16 protein-coding genes are annotated in these 18973 nt (G+C 73.5%); 9 read left to right on the top strand and 7 right to left on the bottom strand.

Translation table 11 applies throughout. The features are described 5' to 3' along the window. Positions 1–105: 105 nt before the first annotated feature. Positions 106–3147 (bottom strand): FG-GAP-like repeat-containing protein, encoded by a 3042-nt coding sequence (locus ABZ937_RS42135; RefSeq protein ID WP_361700811.1) that lies wholly within the window; start codon positions 3145–3147, stop codon positions 106–108. A gap of 181 nt (positions 3148–3328) precedes the next feature. Between ABZ937_RS42135 and ABZ937_RS42130 the strand changes: the two genes are divergently transcribed. After that, positions 3329–4339, top strand: coding sequence for an aminoglycoside phosphotransferase family protein (locus ABZ937_RS42130; protein WP_361700808.1), 1011 nt, complete (start codon positions 3329–3331; stop codon positions 4337–4339). A 64-nt stretch (positions 4340–4403) separates the two neighbouring features. Here ABZ937_RS42130 and ABZ937_RS42125 read toward each other — a convergent pair whose 3' ends face one another. Beyond that, complete coding sequence (locus tag ABZ937_RS42125; RefSeq protein ID WP_361700805.1) at positions 4404–4586, bottom strand: hypothetical protein; 183 nt, start codon at positions 4584–4586, stop codon at positions 4404–4406. A gap of 282 nt (positions 4587–4868) precedes the next feature. Between ABZ937_RS42125 and ABZ937_RS42120 the strand changes: the two genes are divergently transcribed. Further along, positions 4869–5732, top strand: a complete 864-nt coding sequence (locus ABZ937_RS42120; RefSeq protein WP_361700803.1) for a DUF3566 domain-containing protein — start codon at positions 4869–4871, stop codon at positions 5730–5732. A 395-nt stretch (positions 5733–6127) separates the two neighbouring features. Here ABZ937_RS42120 and ABZ937_RS42115 read toward each other — a convergent pair whose 3' ends face one another. Then, positions 6128–6742 carry a TetR/AcrR family transcriptional regulator C-terminal domain-containing protein gene (locus ABZ937_RS42115; protein ID WP_361700801.1) on the bottom strand — a complete coding sequence of 205 codons (615 nt, stop codon included), beginning with the start codon at positions 6740–6742 and terminating at the stop codon, positions 6128–6130. A gap of 222 nt (positions 6743–6964) precedes the next feature. Here ABZ937_RS42115 and ABZ937_RS42110 point away from each other — a divergent pair, with 222 nt between their 5' ends. The 4 genes from ABZ937_RS42110 to ABZ937_RS42095 all read left to right on the top strand — a co-directional run bounded on the left by ABZ937_RS42110 (position 6965) and on the right by ABZ937_RS42095 (position 11355). Continuing rightward, on the top strand, positions 6965–8425 hold the full coding sequence (locus tag ABZ937_RS42110) for an APC family permease (protein WP_361700798.1): 1461 nt from the start codon (positions 6965–6967) through the stop codon (positions 8423–8425). Between the two features lie 35 nt (positions 8426–8460). Continuing rightward, on the top strand, positions 8461–10035 hold the full coding sequence (locus ABZ937_RS42105; RefSeq protein WP_361700796.1) for an amidohydrolase family protein: 1575 nt from the start codon (positions 8461–8463) through the stop codon (positions 10033–10035). A 116-nt stretch (positions 10036–10151) separates the two neighbouring features. Next, positions 10152–10553: a VOC family protein gene (locus tag ABZ937_RS42100; protein ID WP_361700794.1), complete on the top strand. Its 402-nt coding sequence runs from the start codon at positions 10152–10154 to the stop codon at positions 10551–10553. A 73-nt stretch (positions 10554–10626) separates the two neighbouring features. After that, positions 10627–11355, top strand: coding sequence for a hypothetical protein (locus tag ABZ937_RS42095; RefSeq protein ID WP_361700791.1), 729 nt, complete (start codon positions 10627–10629; stop codon positions 11353–11355). A gap of 69 nt (positions 11356–11424) precedes the next feature. Here ABZ937_RS42095 and ABZ937_RS42090 read toward each other — a convergent pair whose 3' ends face one another. Further along, positions 11425–12993, bottom strand: a complete 1569-nt coding sequence (locus tag ABZ937_RS42090; RefSeq protein WP_361700789.1) for a carbohydrate-binding protein — start codon at positions 12991–12993, stop codon at positions 11425–11427. A 200-nt stretch (positions 12994–13193) separates the two neighbouring features. Beyond that, positions 13194–14123: a class A beta-lactamase gene (bla, locus tag ABZ937_RS42085; RefSeq protein WP_361700786.1), complete on the bottom strand. Its 930-nt coding sequence runs from the start codon at positions 14121–14123 to the stop codon at positions 13194–13196. Between the two features lie 126 nt (positions 14124–14249). On the opposite strand from bla, the gene ABZ937_RS42080 reads away from it, so the two are divergent. Together ABZ937_RS42080 and ABZ937_RS42075 are read left to right on the top strand one after the other, a co-directional pair. Beyond that, positions 14250–15212: a LysR family transcriptional regulator gene (locus ABZ937_RS42080; protein WP_361700784.1), complete on the top strand. Its 963-nt coding sequence runs from the start codon at positions 14250–14252 to the stop codon at positions 15210–15212. Continuing rightward, on the top strand, positions 15209–16153 hold the full coding sequence (locus ABZ937_RS42075) for a serine hydrolase (protein ID WP_361700781.1): 945 nt from the start codon (positions 15209–15211) through the stop codon (positions 16151–16153). The genes ABZ937_RS42080 and ABZ937_RS42075 overlap by 4 nt, the downstream gene beginning before the upstream one ends. A 31-nt stretch (positions 16154–16184) precedes the next feature. Here the strand turns inward: ABZ937_RS42075 and ABZ937_RS42070 are convergent, their stop codons facing one another. Together ABZ937_RS42070 and ABZ937_RS42065 are read right to left on the bottom strand one after the other, a co-directional pair. Beyond that, on the bottom strand, positions 16185–16838 hold the full coding sequence (locus tag ABZ937_RS42070; protein ID WP_361700778.1) for a response regulator transcription factor: 654 nt from the start codon (positions 16836–16838) through the stop codon (positions 16185–16187). After that, entirely contained in the window at positions 16835–17992 is a 1158-nt protein-coding gene (locus ABZ937_RS42065) for a sensor histidine kinase (protein ID WP_361700814.1), read from the bottom strand. The genes ABZ937_RS42070 and ABZ937_RS42065 overlap by 4 nt, the downstream gene beginning before the upstream one ends. 242 nt (positions 17993–18234) lie before the next feature. On the opposite strand from ABZ937_RS42065, the gene ABZ937_RS42060 reads away from it, so the two are divergent. After that, a complete protein-coding gene (locus tag ABZ937_RS42060; RefSeq protein WP_361700776.1) occupies positions 18235–18798 on the top strand; it encodes a heme-binding protein in 564 nt (187 codons plus the stop codon). The last annotated feature ends 175 nt before the right edge of the window (positions 18799–18973 follow it).

Genomic DNA, 18973 nt, shown 5'->3' with positions numbered 1-18973 from the left:
GCAGGGTGAGGCCGATCACGGCGGCGGCCACCGGGTTGGCGAGGGTGACCACGGCCAGCGGGGCACCGAGCCCACCCCGGTAGGCCTTCGCCCTGTGCCTCGCGGCTAGAACACGCCCTTGTAGGCGCCCCAGCCGGTGGCGATCTTCGTCCGGGCGCCGAAGGAGCCCTTGCCGTTGCCGTTCATGCGCCACAGCGTGCCGGAGCCGTCGCGCGCGACCAGGTCGGCCTTGCCGTCGCCGGTGAGGTCGCCCGCGCCGACCACGACGTCGTAGGAGGCACCCCAGTCGGCGGCGACCTTGGCGCGGGCGGTGAAGGTGCCCGACGCGGTGCCGCTGTAGCGCCACAGGGTGTTCGACCGGTCCTGCACTAGCAGGTCCCCGCGGCCGTCCCCGTCGAGGTCCCCGGCGCCGACGACCTTCTTGTGGCTCCGCCAGTCCGCGTACAGCTTGACCCGCGCGGACAGCTTGCCCGCGCTGGTCGCCCTGTACAGGTAGACCGTGCCGGTCCGGGCATTCCGTGCGATCAGGTCGGCGCGCCCGTCGCCGGTGACGTCACCCGGCGAGGTCAGGACGTCGTACTGGTCGAAGCCGGCGCCCAGCGAGGTGTACGGGGTCGAGGGCGTGACGGCCTTGCCGCAGCCGGGGCGGTACGCGCGCAGGGTGCCGTCGGAGAGGCGGACCAGGACGTCGTTGCAGCGGTCCCCGTCGAGATCGCCGACCGGGACGGCCTTGGCGGAGGACGGCCAGCCGGAGGCGGAGACCTTGCCGGAGAAGCCGCCCTTGCCGTCGCCCTTCTGGATGCTCAGGGAGCCCGACGAGCTGAGGGTGAGGACGTCCCCGATACCGTCGGAGCCGGCGTAGTCGCGGGGTACGGCCGCCGCGCCGGAGACCCGCACGGTGCCCGAGGCGGACAGGGCGGAGCCGGTGCCGTCGGCGGGGGTGCCGGTGAGCGTCCAGGTGTAGGCGCCGTTGGGCACGAGGGTGCCGGACTCGCTCCGGCCGTCCCAGCCGACCCGTACCGAGCTGCGGGTGGCGCCGCCCTCCCAGGTCCGCTGGACGGCGCCGGTGGTGGCGCTCTTGAGGGTCAGCTTCCAGGAGGACGCCGGCTTGGACAGCCACCAGTGGCCGTTCCAGCGGGCGCTGCCGCCGGCCGCCGCGAACGAGGCGGGCGCGAGGGAGTCGGGCACGGTGAGCCGGGCCGGCGTCCACGTCTCGTCGTAGGCCCCGACGACGTGGACGGTGCCCTTCGCGTCCAGGTAGGCGACCTTGTTGGAGCGGCGGTCGACGGTCCAGGTGACGCCGCGGGTGTCGGCGGCGGTCGTGCCGGCGACGCCGCGGATCCAGTCGAGGTCGCCGGAGGCGTCGTTGTGGAGCCGGGTCAGCCGGATCAGTTTCGCGGCGGGGTCGTAGCGGCCGAAGAAGCCGTCGCCGAGGAGGACGTCACCGACCGGGGTCGGGAAGCTGTAGCCCGGCTGGTCGGGCCGGACGATCCCGGCCTTGTTCTGGGCGGCGCAACTCCAGTACATCAGGGTGCCGTTGGTGCGCAGGTCTCCGGGGACGCAGTTGCCGTCCGTGGTGACGGTGCGGACCGTCTTCCCGGTGCGCAGGCTGGTGCCGACGATCTGTCCCGCCGTGGCGGACGGCGTCCACAGCGTGCTGTAGTCGAGCGCGGCGGCCTGCGCCTTCTGCTCCCGGACGATCTTGCTGGTGGTGATGTCCGCGACGTACTGTTTGCCGCCGCCCTGATACAGCACGTACTGCGGGGAGACGTCCAGGATCCTGCCGTCGGCGGCGGGCAGCGGAATGTTCCCGTCCGGGTCGTCGGCGGTGGTGAGGACGTCCTTGCCGGTGGCCGGGTCGGTGGTGAGCTGGGCGAGGCCCTCGTCGCCGCCGTCGGCGAAGCGGCCCGGGCCGGTGGAGGCGGAGGTGGCGGCCGGCGTCAGCGGAGCCCCGCCGGCCGGCGCCAGGGCGGTGCCGATGTCCTGGCTGTGCAACGTGCCCGTGCCGCGCAGGGTGTTGAGGAGGCGGACGGTACCTCGGTCCAGGCCGAGCGCGCCGACCGAGCCGTCGTGGTGGACGGTGGTCACGGTGTGCCGGGGCGTGGCCGCGACCTCGCCGTTGCCGTCGACGGAGACGAAGAACAGGGTGCGCGGGCCGTCGGGGGTGGCCCGGCCGAGCACGGTCAGCTCGCTGCCGAACTGCACGGCCTGCTCGACGTCGGCCAGCACCGGGGCCGCGTCCGGGCCGAGCGACTGGTTGTGCAGCGGCCCGCCCGAGCCCTCGTACCACAGCAGGTAGTCGCCGACGAGGAAGGAGGTGACCTCGCTGTCCGGGGCCGACGTCGGCACGGTCCGGACGCCGGGGGCGCCGCCGGCGCTGCCGCGCGCCCTGATCCGGATGCCGGCGCCGCCTTCGCGGGTGTACCAGGACACCCAGGAGCGGTTGAGCCGGAAGCTGCTCGCCGGTCCGGTCACCTGCAGCGGCGTGACCTTGCCGGAGATGCCGTTGACGATGCCGTAGGCGGCGCGGCCGTCCTGCTGGTAGCGGACGATGAAGTCCGTGCCCTCGCCCGCGAGGATCTCCGGTTCGGCCTCGGCCGTGGCACCCTCGGGAAGCTGCACCGGGACGTCGTAGACGGTGCCGGAGTCCACGCCCCGGACGACCCGGTACTCGTGGCTGCCGTCGGCGAGTTGCCGCGAGGCCAGCACCAGACCATCGCTGACCTGCGGGTGCTGGTAGCCGTCGGGCAGCGTCAGGGCCGCCGTGGCGCCGGTGTCGAGCTTGAGGCGGACGATGCGCGTGCGGCCGTCGTCGGCGGAGGTGGAGTAGTAGACCCAGTTGTCGTAGTCGCTCGTGCGGAAGAAGGATTTCGCGGGCACGCCGTTCAGGCCCGGGACCGCTTTGCCCGAGCCGACCCAGACGTATCCGTCGGTGCCCTCCTCCTGGTACACCGCGCCGAGGCGGGTGCTGGTCACGACCGTCAGCTGCCGGTCGACATCGGCGTCGGGCGCGGCGATCGTGATCTCGCCGGTGACGGCGTACGCGGGCGCGAGTGCGGGCAGGGCGAGGCCCGCCGTGACGACGAGCGCGGTGGTGACGGCGGCGGCTCTCCCCAGGCGCGCCGGCCGTTGGTGCCGTTCGGGCACGGTTCCCCCTGTATGCGGCTGTGGCTGTGCGGAGCACGTCGCCGCACGACGCCCCCGCACACGTGTTCGTGATCATACAGCCGTACCACTAAGGGAGTTGAGCCTCGCGGGCATCTCCGCTCCGCGGCGGATCGGCGAAAACCGCTGGCAGGCGCGCCGGAGGCGATGCTGGGATGGGGCGATGCACACTGATGGCACAACGGCCGTGGACCGCGGGCGGTACGCGGACGCGGTGACTCCGTGGGAGCGGGAGTCCTGGCGGGCCGCGGCCCTCGACTGGGTGGCCGACCGGCTCGCCGCGCACGGCCTGCGCACGGACGGCGCCCTGGAGGTGCGGCTGCGGCCGTGGTCCGTGCTCATCCGCGTGCCCGTCGCGGGGCGGGCGGCCGTCTGGTTCAAGGCCAATCCGCCGGCGAGCGCGTTCGAGGGCCCGCTGACCGCCGCCCTGGCTCGCTGGGTGCCGGAGCAGGTGCTGCGCCCGCTGGCCGTCGACGCCACGCGCGGCTGGTCCCTGCTCCCCGACGGGGGCGATCTGTTCCGGGCCGTGCTCGCCCGGGAGCCGGTCTCGCCGCGCGAGTGGGAGACCCTGCTGCGTCAGTACGCGAGCATGCAGTGCGCCCTGATTCCGCACGCGGACGCGATCGAGCGGCTCGGGGTGCCCACCGCGCGGACGCCGGACCTGCCCGCGGTGTTCGACAAGCTGCTCGCCGGGAACTCCGCGCTGGGGCCGGACGAGCGCGCCCGGCTGGAGGGCCTGCGGCCGAGGCTCGCGGAGTGGTGTGCGGAACTCGTGTCCGTCGGTGTCGCGGACACGCTCGACCATGCCGACCTGCACGACGGCCAGCTGTTCCGGCCGGTGCCGGGCCGGTTCACCTTCTTCGACTGGGGGGACGCCGCCGTCTCGCACCCGTTCTGCAGCCTGCGCGTCCCGGCCGAACGGGCCCGCGCCCGGTACGGGTCGCAGGTGCTGCCCCGGCTGCTCGACGCCTATCTGGAGCCCTGGACGGGCAACGGCCGCACGGCGGCGGAGCTGCGGCGCGCGGCGGCGCTCGCCTGGCGGCTGAGTGCCCTGGGCCGGGCAGACTCGTGGGGCCGGATGTTCCCCGACGCGTCCGGCTCCGAACCGACGGCCGCGGAGAGTGCCCAGTCGCTGCTGGAACTCCTGGCCGAGCCGCCGTTCCGGACCGGCTGAGCACTCCCCCGGGCGTGTCGACCGGGGCAGCTTCTCGCGTCGGGGGGAACGCGCCGCGCGCGGGTCAGGCGCTCGGCGTGCCCGGCCCCATGGCGCGGAGCCGGTCCCTGCGGGCGAGGTTGTAGATCCGCAGGAGGTGCTTCGCCACGGCACAGGGCGCGGCGTCGACATGGCACTGGCGGCAGGTCCGCATGTGCTGCTCGTAGGTGAAGCGCGCGTTTTCCAACGCGTCGTTGACAGAAGACATGGACTTCTCCGGGCAGGGCGCGTCCGGGGACGGCGGCCGAGTTGACTGACTGGTATACCCAGAGCAAGGTGATCATGTTACTGGCGGTACTGGGAAACTCGTACTGTCGTGGTTCCCACTGTTGCCTAGCGCGCTCACTCCGACACTCGGAGTGCATGACCGCGAAATGGTTTATACCGTCGGAAGCACGGACCAGCAGGCCCCAGAGGCCGCCTGGCGGTCGTCGAAGGCCCGTTCGTCGGTGGAGGGGGTACGGCTGCCGGGCCAGTCAGGGAGACAGGCATGAGCCGAGCCAAGCGCAGGCCCCGCTACACCGCCCGCGGACAACTGACCCAGCCGCAGGACGGCGATTCCGGCCGCACCCGGCAGCCGGGGCCCGCCGGAGACCCGCAGGCGACACCCGCGCCGACACCCTCCGCCCCGGTCGTCGCGTCGGCCGCCCACCCCGTACGCCGGAGCACGTCCGCCCCCGCCGGCCGGTCCGGTCCGGCAGGCGCCGCCGCTCGTCCGGCACCGCCCGGCGGGCCTCGTACGCTCGGCCCCCGGACGATACGGCTGCGCATATCCCAGGCGGATCCCTGGTCGGTCATGGTGACGAGCTTCGTGCTCCTGGCCGGGCTCGGCGTGACCGTGGTCGGCACGGGGGGCGTGCTCTGGCTCCTGCTGGAAGCCATGGCCCCGGACACTCTGCCGGCGCTGACGACCGCCCTGCCCATCGCGGTCGTCGTCGTCACCCTGGAAGTCGTCCTGGGCGCAGGCCTGGCGACGCTGGGCAGCTTCCTCTACAACCTGTCGGCGCAGTTCAGCGGTGGTGTGGAGGTGGCCGTGACCGACGCCATGACCGGCCCGCCACCGGCCACCCCGCAAGCCGTGCTGCTGATGGCCCGAGCCCGGGTCCGCGCCCGCCGCTATCTGCGCGCGCATGCCCCCGCCTGGCTCTCCGGCGCCCTGTACCGCCTCCCCGCCGCCGTGCCAGGCCTCACCGCAGGCCTACGCCGCCTGCCCAAGAGCCCCGAAGCACCGAAGAGACCCGCCGACACGGACGGCGTCCCGCCCCGAACGACCCAATCGGCCCAATCGACCCAATCGACCGAAACAGCCCTCTCGGCCGACGGCACCGCAGACGACAACCACCAGGCCCGCTAGAAGACTCCGGTACGCGGCACGGGGCACGGGGTGCTGGTGCGCCGCCGCTCCCTCCGGCCTGGCGCCGGCCGGGGCCCGCCGGCGGACTGTCGTCGGCATACCCGGCGCCGGGCGAGCCCGGCCGGCGGGGCGCTGCGGCGGGCTGTCGGCCGGCGCTGGGGCCGGCCGGTCCGGCCGGCGTCCGGCAGCGTGCCGACACCCGCGCCGACCCCCGTACGGACGGCCGGCTCTCAGCCGTCGGCTCGCCGGCACCGGGACTTCCCACTGGGGTTCCGGAGTGGCCCCAGCACCCCCTCCCCGATGCGCCACCACTCCCCCGCCCGCATCACACTCGTGCGCACCTCACCGATGGCCACTCGCGCACGACGGAGCCGACCCGGGCGCCCCGAAGCCCGCTACCGGGCGTGTTCCGCGTGGAGCGCCCGCGCGTGGACCAAGAACGCCGTCAGGCCGACCTCGAAGGCGCGGTCGGCCCGTCCGTCGCCCACCGCGGCGAGCGCCTGCGCGAGGCGGGGTGTCGGGGTGCTGTCCGTCAGCTCCCACATGGTCTCGGGGGCGGCGAGGTCGAGGGCCGAGCCCAGTACCAGGTTCTCCAGGGCGATGAGCAGCGGCATGATCTCGGCCGGCGGGAAGCCGGCCGTGAGCAGCAGGCTCACCGCGCGCTCGTACTGCTCCAGGACCCGGGGCGCGCGGACGGGCGAGGTCATGAGCAGCGGGATCACCCGGGGGTGAGCGGCGAACGCGGCCCGGTACGACCGGGCCCAGGCATCGATGGCCGCGTCCCACGGCGTCAGATCGAGGGTGGCCGGGTCGATCGCCGCGCAGACGCGCTCACGCAGCAGTTCGACTATGCCGTCGCGGCCGTCCACATGGTGGTACACGGACCCGGTCTGCGCGCCCAGCCGGCGGGCGATCCGCGGGACGCTGAAGTCACCGGTCTCGTCGATCAGTTGGAGCGCGGTGGTGGTGATGCGCTCGCGGTCGAGGAGCGGTGTGCGCGGCCGTCCCATGGTCAGCGTTCTCCCTGAGGTCTTCCCGGATGCCCAACGGCAGGTTACATTGCGGAAACCGAAAGCCTTTAGGTTTACGCTCCGGGCGTCCGTCATCCCCGCGTGCCCCCGGATGCCGCCGGCCCGGACGGCCCACCCCGGCCCCGTCCCCCGGCGTCCGCGAACCCGGCTGCCCCCCACCACCGGGACCCCCTCCCCTCCGCCGCCAGAAGGGCTCCCCGTATGTCCGTGACCACCGCAGAACTCCCGGAGGAGGAAGCGTCGTCCGACGCGGCCACACTCCGGACCGGTTCCCTCGGCACCGCCGACATCGCCTTCTTCGTCGTCTCCGCCGCCGCGCCCCTCACCGTCATGGCAGGCGTCGCCCCGCTCGCGATCCTGCTGGGCGGTATCGGCGCGCCCGTCGGCTATCTCCTGGCCGGGCTCACCCTCGCCGTCTTCGCCGTCGGCTTCACCACCATGAGCCGCCATGTCACCAGCGGCGGCGCCTTCTACGCCTACATCACCCGTGGCCTGGGCCGCCCGGTCGGTATCGGCGCCGCCCTGCTCGCCCTCGTCGGCTACAACGGCATGGAGATCGGCGTCTACGGCCTCCTCGCCACCACCACCCGCGACACCGTGCACTCCCTCTTCGGCTCCGATGTGCCGTGGCTGCCGGTGTCCCTGGCCGGTCTGCTGCTGATCGGGTACGGCGGCTACCGCTCGATCGACTTCGGCGCCAAGGTCCTCGGGGTCCTGCTGGTCGCCGAGACCGGCATACTCGTCCTGCTCGCCGGCGGGGTGCTGGTGCGAGGCGGCGCGCACGGCCTCTCCCTGGCCTCGTTCGCCCCGGCCCATGTGCTCGTGCCCGGTACGGCGGCCGTCCTCGCCTTCGCGTTCGCGGCGTTCACCGGTTTCGAGTCGACCGTCATCTACCGCCGCGAGGCCCGCGACCCCGAGCGCACGGTCCCCCGCGCCACCTACGCGGCCGTCGGATTCCTCGGCCTGTTCTACGCGTTCGTCGTCTGGATCGCCGTCCAGGCGTTCGGCGACGACCGGGTCGTGCAGGCCGCGGGCAAGGACCCGGCCGGACTCTTCTTCACCGCGATCAGCACCTATGTGGGCGGCTGGGCCGCCGACCTGATGCATGTCTTCATCGTCACGAGCGTCATCGCCTCCCTGCTCGCGTTCCACAACGCCATCAACCGCTACGCGCTCGCCCTGGCCGAAGAGGGCGTGCTGCCGCGCCGGCTGGGCCGCATCCACGGCCGGCACCGCTCCCCGTACGTCGCCGGTCTCGCCCAGACCGCCCTCGGCGCCCTGGTCGTCCTCGCGTTCTGGGCCGCCGGCGCCGACCCCTACCAGCAGCTGCTGCTGTGGGTGAACACCCCTGGAATGATCGGCCTGTTGCTGCTCCAGCTGCTCGCAGCCATCGCCGTACCCTGCTACTTCCGGCGGGTGCGCCACACGGAGGGCAGCGTGCGCACACGCTTGGCGCCGGTCCTCGCCGCCGTCCTGCTGGCGACCGCGATCGGTCTGGTGGTGACCCACATCGACCTGTTCACCGCCGCCTCCCCGGCCGTGAACGTCCTGCTCGTCGCCGTGGCACCCGCCGTCTTCGTCCTCGGCCTGCCGCTGGCGTGGTGGCTGCGCCGCAACCGCCCGGCCGTCTACGCCGCGTTCGGCACCGAACCCACCGAATGACCGCCTTCCGTCAAGGAGTTCAAGGAGTTCATGGCATGCCCGCTGCCGATCTGATCCTCGCCGGCGCCCAGGTCCGCACCCTCGACCCCGGCCTGCCCGCCGCCACCGCCGTCGCCGTGCGCGACGGGGTGATCGCCGCGGTCGGGACGGCGGACGACGTACGGGACTGGCGCGGCCCTGGCACCGAGATCGTCGATCTGCACGGTGGGCACCTCGTGCCGGGCCTGGTCGACGCCCACAGCCACCCGGTGTGGGGGCTCGACATGGCGACCGGCACCGATCTGTCGGCCGTGACGGACCTGGCGGGGCTGCGCGCGGCGCTCGCCCGTGCGGAGCGGGTGGACGGGTGGGTGGTGGGCTACGGACTGGACCACAACGCGTTCGGGGGCCGGGCCGTCCACCACGACCTGGTGGCGGTGGCGCTGAGGGACACCCCGGCCTTCCTCCGCCTGTACGACGGCCACTCCGCGCTGGCCAACGGCGCGGCGCTGGCCGCCGCCGGGGTGACCGGGCCGCGCGCCTTCGACCAGCGCGCCCAGGTGGTGTGCGACGCCTCGGGCCGGCCCACCGGGCACCTGGTCGAGCACGCGGCGATGGATCTGGTGGCCCGTGTCGTCCCCCGGCCCTCGTGCGCCGAACGGCGGGCGCGGCTGGTGGAGTTGCTGTCCGCGATGGCCGCGACCGGGCTGACCGGCGCCCATGTGATGGACGGCGGGGACCTGGAGCTGGTGGCGGCGGTGGCGCGGGAGACGGTGCTGCCGGTGCGGCTGCGGTTCGCGCCCTGGTGCATGCCTGGCGCGGACGCCGATGCCCTGCGGGAGCTGGCCGAGGCGCAGGGCAGGGGCGGGCGGCACTGGGTGGTCGGCGGGGTCAAGTTCTTCATGGACGGCACCGTGGAGGGCGGTACCGCCTGGCTGGAGCACCCCGACTGCCACGGCCAGGGCACCGACGCGTTCTGGCCGGACCCGTACGCGTACGCCGAGGCCGTCCGCACGCTGCACGCGGCCGGTGTCCGCACCGCCACGCACGCCATCGGGGACGCCGCCGTCCGGCACGCCCTGGACACCGTGGCCTCCCTGGGCCCGGGCGGGCGCGGCGCGCACCGGATCGAGCACATCGAGACGGCTCCCGACGAACTCCTGCCCCGCTTCGCGGAGTTGGGTGTCGCGGCCTCGCTGCAGCCGCCGCACACCGGGTACACCCGCGACGACGGCACCGACGAGTGGTCGCGGCGGCTGGGCGGCGACCGGGCCGCCCGCGCCTGGCGGCTGCGGGATCTGCGGGAGGCCGGGGCCACGGTCGCCCTGGGCTCGGACTGGCCCATCGCGCACTACGACGTCCGTGCCGTGCTGGCGACGGCCCGCCGTCCCAAGGGTGCCGCGGCGCACCGGCCGGGGCTCACGCCGTTGCAGGCGCTGGAGGGCTGCACCAGCCATGCGGCAGCGGCGGCCGGCGAGGCCGCGGTCGCCGGCCGGATCGCGCCGGGCTGCCGTGCCGACCTGACCGCGCTGTCCGTGGACCCCGTCCGCGCACCCGGCGACGAACTGGCGGACTCCCCGGTGGTGTTGACGCTCACCGGCGGGCATGTCGCGCACCGGGGCGCTGTCTGACATGCGCCGGTCGACATCAGCGGCTGGGTAGGATTGTCTTACGGCATCGCGTGCCGGTCACCGACCGGGTGAGGCATGGAGGTGCCCGTGAGATTGCCCTCGGAGGCATTCCACTCATGTCAGTCGAGTTGAACCACACCATCGTCCACGCCCGGGACAACCGGGAGTCCGCCGAGTTCCTGGCCCACATCCTGGGTCTGGAGGTCGGATCCGAGTGGGGCCCGTTCGTCCCCGTCGACACCAGCAACGGCGTGACCCTGGACTTCGCCACGATCCCGGCGGAGTCGATCGTCATGCAGCACTACGCCTTCCTCATCTCCGAGGAGGAGTTCGACGCGGCCTTCGCCCGCATCCGCGAGGCCGGGATCACCTACTTCGCCGATCCGCACCGCAAGCAGCCGGGCGAGATCAACCATCACTTCGGTGGCCGGGGTCTGTACTTCATGGATCCGGCGGGACACGCGATGGAGATCATCACCCGCCCCTACGGCAGCCCCGAGCGGCCTGCGGAGTCCTGAGGTGACGGGGCGGACCGGGATCCCGGTCCGCCCCGGTCGGCCGCGCCGGGCGGGCGCACGGCACACTGTGGGGGTGAACGACTTCCCCCTGGTCGACCAGGACCCGGCTCCGGAGTGGTACGGACGCCTGCGGCCGCAGGCCGACGACCTCTCCCCCGCCGACTGGATCGGCCCGCACGGGGCGGGCCAGGCCCCCCTGGGCACGGTGGCGGGCGTCGCGGCGCCGGGGTTCGCGGCCTACGTACGGATCCTGCACCCGGCCCTGCTCGACGAGCGGCCGGTGCGCTGGTCGACAGCGGCGGCCGCCCACGGGACGCGGGTGACGCCGTGCACCCGGTGGCACGAGGTCATCGGGGTGGACCAGGACTACGTCAACCGTTCCGATCTCGGTCTGCCCGGGGTGTGGGACGAGCATCCCCACGAGGGCCCGACCCCGCCGGACGTCGCGCGGGCGCTGCTGCCCGTGCTGGCCCGGCACACCCGGACTCCGGAGCGGTGCTGGTTCGGGCTGTGGCACGGATACGGCCGCTGGGACTGGAACCGGTTCCCGGTCTTCGAGACGCCCGGCCGGTCGGAGGTCCTGCTGGCCGGCCGGCTGGCCGACGCCGGCTCCCCGGTGGCCCTGGACGAGTTCACCGAGCTGCCCGATCTGTGGTGGCCGCAGGACCGCGCCTGGATCCTGGGCGGTGACGTGGACCTCGTCAGCACCTACGTCGGCGGTTCACCGGAGCTGATCGCCGACCTGCTGGCCGCGCCGGACCTGGAGACACATCCCGTGGCCCCGAACGACCCCGTCGGCTGACACCTCGTCGACCAGGTGCGGGGCGCCGCCCGAAGCAGCGCCCCGCCCTTCCTCGCCGTCGTGCACCGGCTACGGCGTCACGACACCGCCGCCGAAGGTCACCACGAGGTGTCCGTCCGAGGCGAACGACCAGCCGAGGGCGCCCGAGTACGCGGCGCAGCGGGAGCCGTTGGTGCCGGTCCAGAACTGGTCGGAGCTGTCGGCGTTGCCGACGGTCTTGTCGTTCGAGCCGCTGACGGCGAAACGGCACGAGGTGTCGTTGCGGAACACCGAAGTGCCCGCGTCGAACGAGAAGTTGCGCTGGGCGTTGTCGATGCCGACGTTGTTGGAGATCGTCATCGTGCCGGGGTTGCTGTTGTACGTGAACCCGTGGTGGCCGTTCTTGTAGGCGACGCTGTGCTGGACCACGTGGTTCACGGCGATGTCGTCCCCGCCGAGCTTGTAGCCGTTGCGGTCGCCGTTGGAGTTGACGGTGCCGTCGCTCAGGGTGCCGTTGCCGTAGGACAGGGAGTACTCGATGGTCACCGGGCCGATCGCGCCGGTGTCGGTCTTGGTGTACAGGTCCCATCCGTCGTCGATGTTGTTGTGGGAGACGTCGTAGCGGAAGACGTTCCCTGTGCCGGTGGTCAGCTTCGCGGCGAAGCCGTCGGCGTCCTCGCCGTCGGAGTCGGCGTTGTCGTGCGACTCGGAGCTGACGATCAGGTTGTTCGACGGCCACTGGGAGCTGGGGGTGCCGGAGGAGATCCGGCCGAGCTGCAGCCCGGTGTCCCGGTTGTACGCGGTGACCGCGCGCTCGACGACGTTGTTGCTTCCACCGACGTAGATCCCGTTGTCACCGGCGTGCTCGACGGTGAGGCCGTACAGCCGCCAGTAGTCGGCGTTCAGCTGGATGCCCCGGTTGGACGGGCTCTCGCTCTGCGCGGAGAAGTTCAGTACGGGCTTCTCGCCCGGGTAGGCGGACAGGCTGGTGCGGGCGCTCGCGGTGCCGTCGGTGCCGGCCGGGATGGTGACCGTGGAGGAGTAGGCGTACGTCCCGCCGCGCAGGTAGATCGTGCCGCCGGGCGTGATCCGGCTGATGGCCGAGGTGAGCGTGGTCGGTGCCGACTCCGTGCCGGCCGCGCCGTCGGTGCCGCTCGGGGACACGTAGAGCACCGTGCCGGTCGCCGCCGTGGACACGTTAGCGTCCAGGTAGTCGAGGTTGGGCAGGCCGTCGGCGGTGGTCGGGGTGAGGCGGACGGTGTTGCTCCCGGCCTTCACCGGCACGGTGAGCGTCTTGGTCGCCCAGGTGTTCCAGGCGCCGGTGGCCTCGAAGGACGCGGTGGTGGCCGTCGTCCCGTTGACCGCGACGGTGGCGGACCGGGCGCCGGTCGTCCCGTTGGCGAAGCGGATGCCCAGGGTCGCGGTTCCCGCGGTGGCGGCGTTCACGGTGAACTGGACGTACGCACCGGAGGCGTTGGTGCCGTTGCAGAAACCGCTGCCGGAGTAGCCGGCCCAGTTCGAGTCGATGGTGCCGGTACAGACCGTGGTGGAGCCTTCGGCCTCGTATCGGGTGGTCGCGGCCTGGGCCGTGGGGCCGTACAGCGCGACGAGCGTGCCGGCGAGCAGACCGGCGCACGCGATGGCTGGTCTCAGTTGCATCGGCTTGTCTCCCTGCGGGTTGACTCGGCGTGCGGATGCGAGTGGTCCAGGGGGTGAACACGACGTCCGGTCGTGGCATGGTGGGTCACGACGGAAAGCGCTTTCCCCTGGACTTTCCCGACGGTAGGGAGACGTCATGCACGCGTCAATAGTCGCGTACATGATTCATATTCAGATGAGTGAATTGGCGAGTGGTGGGGCTACTCGCCGGGGGCAAGGGTGCGGGCCACGATGCGTGCCGCGTCGGCGATCAGCGCGTCGTCCACCGGCGCGTCCGGGGCGCTCTTGGTCGACAGGACCGCCAGCACGATCGGGGTACGCCGGGTCGTCCAGGCCACGCCGATGTCGTTGGCGGTCGCGTAGGAGCCGGTGCCGGTCTTGTCGGCCAGGACCCACTCCCGCGGCAGGCCCTCGCGGAACCGCGCCTTGCTGGTGGTGTTGCCCTTCAGCCAGGTGACGAACCGCTCGCGGTCGGCGTCGGCCAGGGCCCGGCCCAGGGTGACGCGCTCCAGGCTCGCGGCGACGGCCTGCGGGGTGGTGGTGTCGCGCAGGTCCCCGGGGATCGCGGTGTTCAGCTCCGGCTCCCACCGGTCCAGCCGGCTCACCTCGTCGCCGAGCGACCGGTAGAAGCGGGTCAGGCCGGCCGGGCCGCCGATCTCACGGAGCAGCAGGTTGCCGGCCGCGTTGTCGCTGTACTGGATCGCCGCCGCGCACAGGTCGGCCACGGTCATGCCGGTCGCCAGATTCTCCTCCGTCCGAGGCGAGTTGGGCATGATGTCGTGCGGCGGGTAGTGCACCACCCGGTCCAGCGGCGCGCAGCGGGCCTGGTCGCGCAGGACCGCCGCGGCGGCGAACGCCTTGAATGTCGAGCACATCGCGAACCGCTCCCCCGCACGATGGGACACGGTCCGCCCGGTGCGGACGTTGCGCGCGTACACGCCGAGCCGGGCGCCGTAGCGCTGTTCCAGCTCGGCCAGCTCGTCCTGCGTGGCGCGCGATCCGGTGGCCGGGGCCGCGGACGCGGAGGGTGCGGAGAGCGCCGTGGCCGTCATGGCGGCGCCGGTGAACGCCAGGCCGGCCCTGATCAGGCGGCGGCGCGGCAGCGAGGTGGGGTGGTCGGAGCTGGTCATGGGCGAAGCCTCCCGGGTCGTCCGTGCGGGGTGTCGATCTTCGACGGGGACAGCGAAACAGGAGGAGCCCACTCATGTCCAAGAGGGAACTTTGAAGATCCCATACCGTATTGATATGAGTGCAGAGTGGATCTCCTGGCACACCTAGAGGCGTATGTGGCGACGGCCGACGAGGCGAGCTTCTCCCGGGCGGCCGACCGGCTCGGTATCGCCCAGCCGCTGCTCAGCCGCCGTATCAAGACGCTGGAGGAGCACTTCGGCGGCGCCCTGTTCGACCGGTCCCGGCGACAGATCGCGACCACCGAACTGGGGGTGCTCCTCCTCCCGTACGCGCGGGACGTGCTGGACCGGGCCCAGCGGCTGCGTCAGGTCGCCCGCTCGGCCCGGCGGTCACGGGTGTCCGCGGTCGGAGTGCCCGCGGACTGCGCCCCGGCCGCGTTGGCCCGGGCCATACGCGCCGGCACCGAGCGCGGGATCACCCTCGGCATGCGCGAACTGCCGCCGCTGGAGCGGGTTTCCGGGCTGGCCGACGGTTCGCTCGGGTACGCGCTGGTGCGGGCGGCTCCGGAGCAGGCCGCGTTCCGGGTGCCGTTGGGACTGGCGTCCGCGCCGGGACCGGACGGGGCCGGGCGGCGCGCGATCCACCTCGAAGAGCTACGGCCGCGACGCGGTCGCCCCGCCGGTCCCACCGTCGGCCCGCCACCGTTCCTGCTCCTGACGGAGGATCAAGTGCCCTTTTTCAGCGACCGGTTGGGGCGGGCTGCCGCTCGCTCCGGACTGCCCGAGGGGCGGATCCGGCCGGCCGGGCCGGCGGCGACCGCGCTCGCCGAGACACTGGCTGGACGGGCGCTGCTGCTGTGCGCCGAACCGTTCGCCCGGCAGCACGGGGCACACTGGGCGCCTCTGGCCGACCGGTCCCTGCACCGGGGGTACGACGTGAGCGCCGCCCCGGCGCGGGGCGGCGCCGAAGAGGTGCCGGGCTGGCTGGCCGCGCTGCTCGCGTCGGCCGTGGGTGCCGTACCCGCCGGGCGCGGCGGGCCGGAGCCCGGGTCCGAGGACGTGCCCGCCCGGCTGGCGGCCCGCGGATGAGCGCGGGCGCGGTGCCGGCGGTGCACCATCCGGCGTACACCGGCGACGACGGTGCCCTCCTGGACGTCGCCGAGACGATCGCCAGGGACTGGGCGGCGCTCGGGGTGCGTGGCTCCTTCCTGGCCCGCAACATCGACACGGGCGAGCAACTCGGCTTCGACATCGATGAGTCGACGCCTCTCGCCTCGGTGGTGAAGGTCCCGCTCGCCCTGGTCGTGCTGGACCGGATCGAGGCCGGGGAACTCGACCCTGCGCACCCGGTGACGGTGGACCCGACCGCGAGCAGCGTCGGTCCCACCGGGCTCGCCGCCTTCCGGCACCCGGCCACCGTGGCCGTCGGCGACCTGCTCCTGCTGATGCTGTCCGTGAGCGACAACGCCGCCGCGGACGCGCTGCTCGACCTGGTGCCGGTCGCGGACGTCGACGCGCGGCTGCGGGCATGGGGGTGCGACGGGATCCGGATGCGGCACCGGATGAACCACCTGTACGAGTGCGCCGCCGGTGCCGCGGGCAACGACTTCTCGCTCGCGCTGGAGCTGGCCGTCCGGGACGAGCGGACGGGCCGGCACACCATCGAGACCCTGGACCCGGCGCATGCCAACGCCGGCTCGACCGCGGCGCTCGTCGGTCTGCTCCAGCGTGTGTGGCGCGACGAGATCGCCGGCCGCGCGGCGACGGCGGAGCTGCGGCGGCTGATGGGGCTCCAGGTCTTCACCCACCGGCTGGCGAGCGAGCTGCGGGCGGACACGCTGCGGTGGAGCGGCAAGACCGGCACGTTCTTGCACTTGAGACACGAGATCGGGGTGGTGGAGGCGGAGTCCGGGGAGCGGGTGGCGATGGCGGCGTTGACCCGTGCGGACCGCTGCGCGGGGCTCGCCGCCGACATCGACCTGGCGATCGGGGTCGCGGGGCGGGAGGCGTTCGAGGCACTGCGGAGGTGACGAGGTCGCCGCTCGGTGTGTGCAGGTTCCGTCAGGGCAGCAGACGTTGTTCCTTCGCCACCGCCACCGCGCCCGCCCGGGTGTCCACGCCCAGCTTGTCGTAGATGCGACGCAGATGGGTCTTGACCGTGGCCTCGCTGATGTAGAGGGCGCGGGCGATGGCGTGGTTGGGCAGGCCCTGGGAGAGGTGCGTGAGGATGTCGCGTTCGCGTGGGGTGAGGGCGGGGCGCGGGTTGCGGAGCCGGGACATGACGCGGTCGGCGACCGGCGGCGAGAGGGCCGGCCGGCCCTGGGCGGCGGCGTGGATCGCCGTGAAGAGGTCCTCGGCGCGCTCGGCCTTCAGCAGGTAGCCGGTGGCGCCCGCTTCGATGGCGCGGGTGACGTCGGCGTCCGTGTCGTACGTGGTCAGGACCAGGACGTGCGGGGCGGGCGGTGTGGCGCGCAGCCGGCGGGTGGTCTCGACGCCGTCGATGCCCTCGCCCAGTTGCAGATCCATCAGGACGACGTCCGGGGCGGTCTTGCGGACGAGGGCGAGTGCCTCCTCGCCGCTGCCGGCCTCGCCGACGACCTCGATGTCCGGTGCGCTGTGCAGGAGCGCCAGCAGTCCGGCGCGTACGACGGCGTGATCGTCGCAGACGAGGATGCGCACCGGGGTGCGCGCGGCCGGGCCGGGGGTGTGGCTCATTTCGGCTCCAACGGGATCGCCGCCGACAGGGCCGTGCCCTCGCCCGGCACCGACTCGATGGTGAGGGTGCCGCCGAGCTGGCGCAGGCGGGCGCGGATGGCGGGCAGGCCGTGGCCGCGTCGCTCGTCCGCGACGGTTTCGAGGGCGGCGGCCCCGGCGGCGGCCGGGATACGTGGGTCGAAGCCACGGCCGTCGTCCGTGACGTCCAGGACGATCTGGTCGTCCAGGCAGGTCAGCGTGAGGGTCGCGGTCGTGGCCGCCGCGTGCTCGCGGACGTTGGCGAGGGCGCCCTGGGCGATGCGCAGCAGGGCGGACTCCACGGGGGCGGGCAGCTGTTCGGGCGGGCTGCCCTCGGCATGGACGCGGACGGTGAGCGTGGGTGTCGTCTCGCGCTCGGCAACGGCGCGCAGGGCCTGGAGCAGGCCGCCGCCCTCGGCCAGGTCGGCCGGGGTCAGGTCGTGGACGAAGCGGCGGGCCTCGGCGAGGCTGCGCTCGGCGATCGCCGCCGCCGTACGCACATGGCCCCGGGCCGTGCCGGGCGCGGTGTCCCACAGCCGGTCGGCCGCCTGGAGCAGCATGCGCTGGCTGGACAGGCCCTGGGCGAGGGTGTCGTGGATCTCCCGGGCGAGCCGTTCGCGTTCGGCGAGGGTGCCCTCGCGGCGCTCGGTGGCGGCGAGGTCGCGCCGGGTGCGGACCAGGTCGTCGATCAGGGCGTCCCGGCGGGCGGCCTGGCGTTGCATGACGACGAAGACGGTGGTGGCCACGGCGGCCACGGCGGGCGGTGCCAGCAGCACGTTCGGATCCGGCCAGCCGGCCAGGCTGAGCTGGGCGGCCACCGCGAGCGCCGTCAGCAGGGCCGCGAGCGGGATCGCGGCGCGCGGCGGGAGCGTGCGCAGGCCGGTGTAGAAGAGCGGGACCGCGCACCAGGCGAAGCTCGGGGCCAGCACGACCAGCAGCGCCCAGGCGGCCACGACCAGGCCGAGCCAGGTCAGGCGGCGCGGGGTGGGCCGGGTGCCGAGGGCGGGGCCGAGGACGTAGAGCCCGGCGAGCAGGGCGGACAGGGCGATGGCCCAGGGGGTGTGCGGTCCGCCGGCGTGCCGGGCCAGGTAGCGGGCGACGGACGCGAACAGCAGCACGAAGAACGCCGTGTGCATGACGACGGTGAGGGCGCGGGTGTCGTCGCGCTCGGGTACGGCCACTGCGGACACCTCCCTCGACTCCGCGCTGAACTGGGCAAACACCCTCCATTGTGCCCAGGTACCGGAGCGGCGGGGTCATCCGATCGGATGACCACCCGGGCATCCGGTCCGGCGACGGGGCGTGGCCTCGTCCGGGCCGAGGATCGGTTCCGGGAGCGATTACGCCCCAGCCCCGGCTCTACTGGAAGGTCCTCAGCATGCCCAGCCGCAAGAAGCCGTCCGCCCGTACCCGCGTCCTCGTGGGCGGCGCCGCCCTGGCCGTCGTCGGTGCCGGTGTCGTCGGCACGGTCGCCGCCAACGCCGCCGACTCCACGGATGCCGCGCCCGCCGCCCCCGTGGCGGCCCGGAACGGCGAACTGGCCCAGAGCACGCACCTGACCCTGGACGCCGCGACCGAGGCGGCCCGCGCCGCGGTGGACGCCGCCGAGAAGGACGGCCGGCAGGTGTCCGTGGCCGTCGTCGACCGCAACGGCAACACCCTGGTCACGCTGCGCGGCGACGGGGCGGGCCCGCAGTCGTACGAGTCCGCGGAGCGCAAGGCGTTCACCGCGGTGTCCTGGAACGCGCCGACCTCGGAGCTGGCCAAGCGGCTGGCGCAGGCGCCGGCCCTGAAGGACATCCCGGGCACGCTGTTCCTCGCGGGCGGCACACCGGTGACCGCCAAGGGCGCTCCCGTCGCGGGCATCGGCGTCGCGGGCGCTCCGTCGGGCGACCTGGACGAGCAGTACGCGCAGGCGGGTGCGGCGGTGCTCGGCCGCTGACGGTCGGCTCCCCCGGCCGGTGACGGCCGGGCCGCGCGGTGGCGAGGGCATGCCGGCCGCGCCGGAGACGAAGCCGTCCGGGCCCGAAAGCACAAAAGGACCCGGGGGCTACGCTGCCCGAGTCCTCTGCCCAGCAGAATAGCCCACATGAGCAACCGCCGGGCAGGTCAAGTGG

Origin of the sequence: Streptomyces sp. NPDC046727 (assembly GCF_040645635.1) — a bacterium.
Classification (GTDB): domain Bacteria; phylum Actinomycetota; class Actinomycetes; order Streptomycetales; family Streptomycetaceae; genus Streptomyces.
This window is presented reverse-complemented; position numbering and strand designations above follow the sequence as displayed.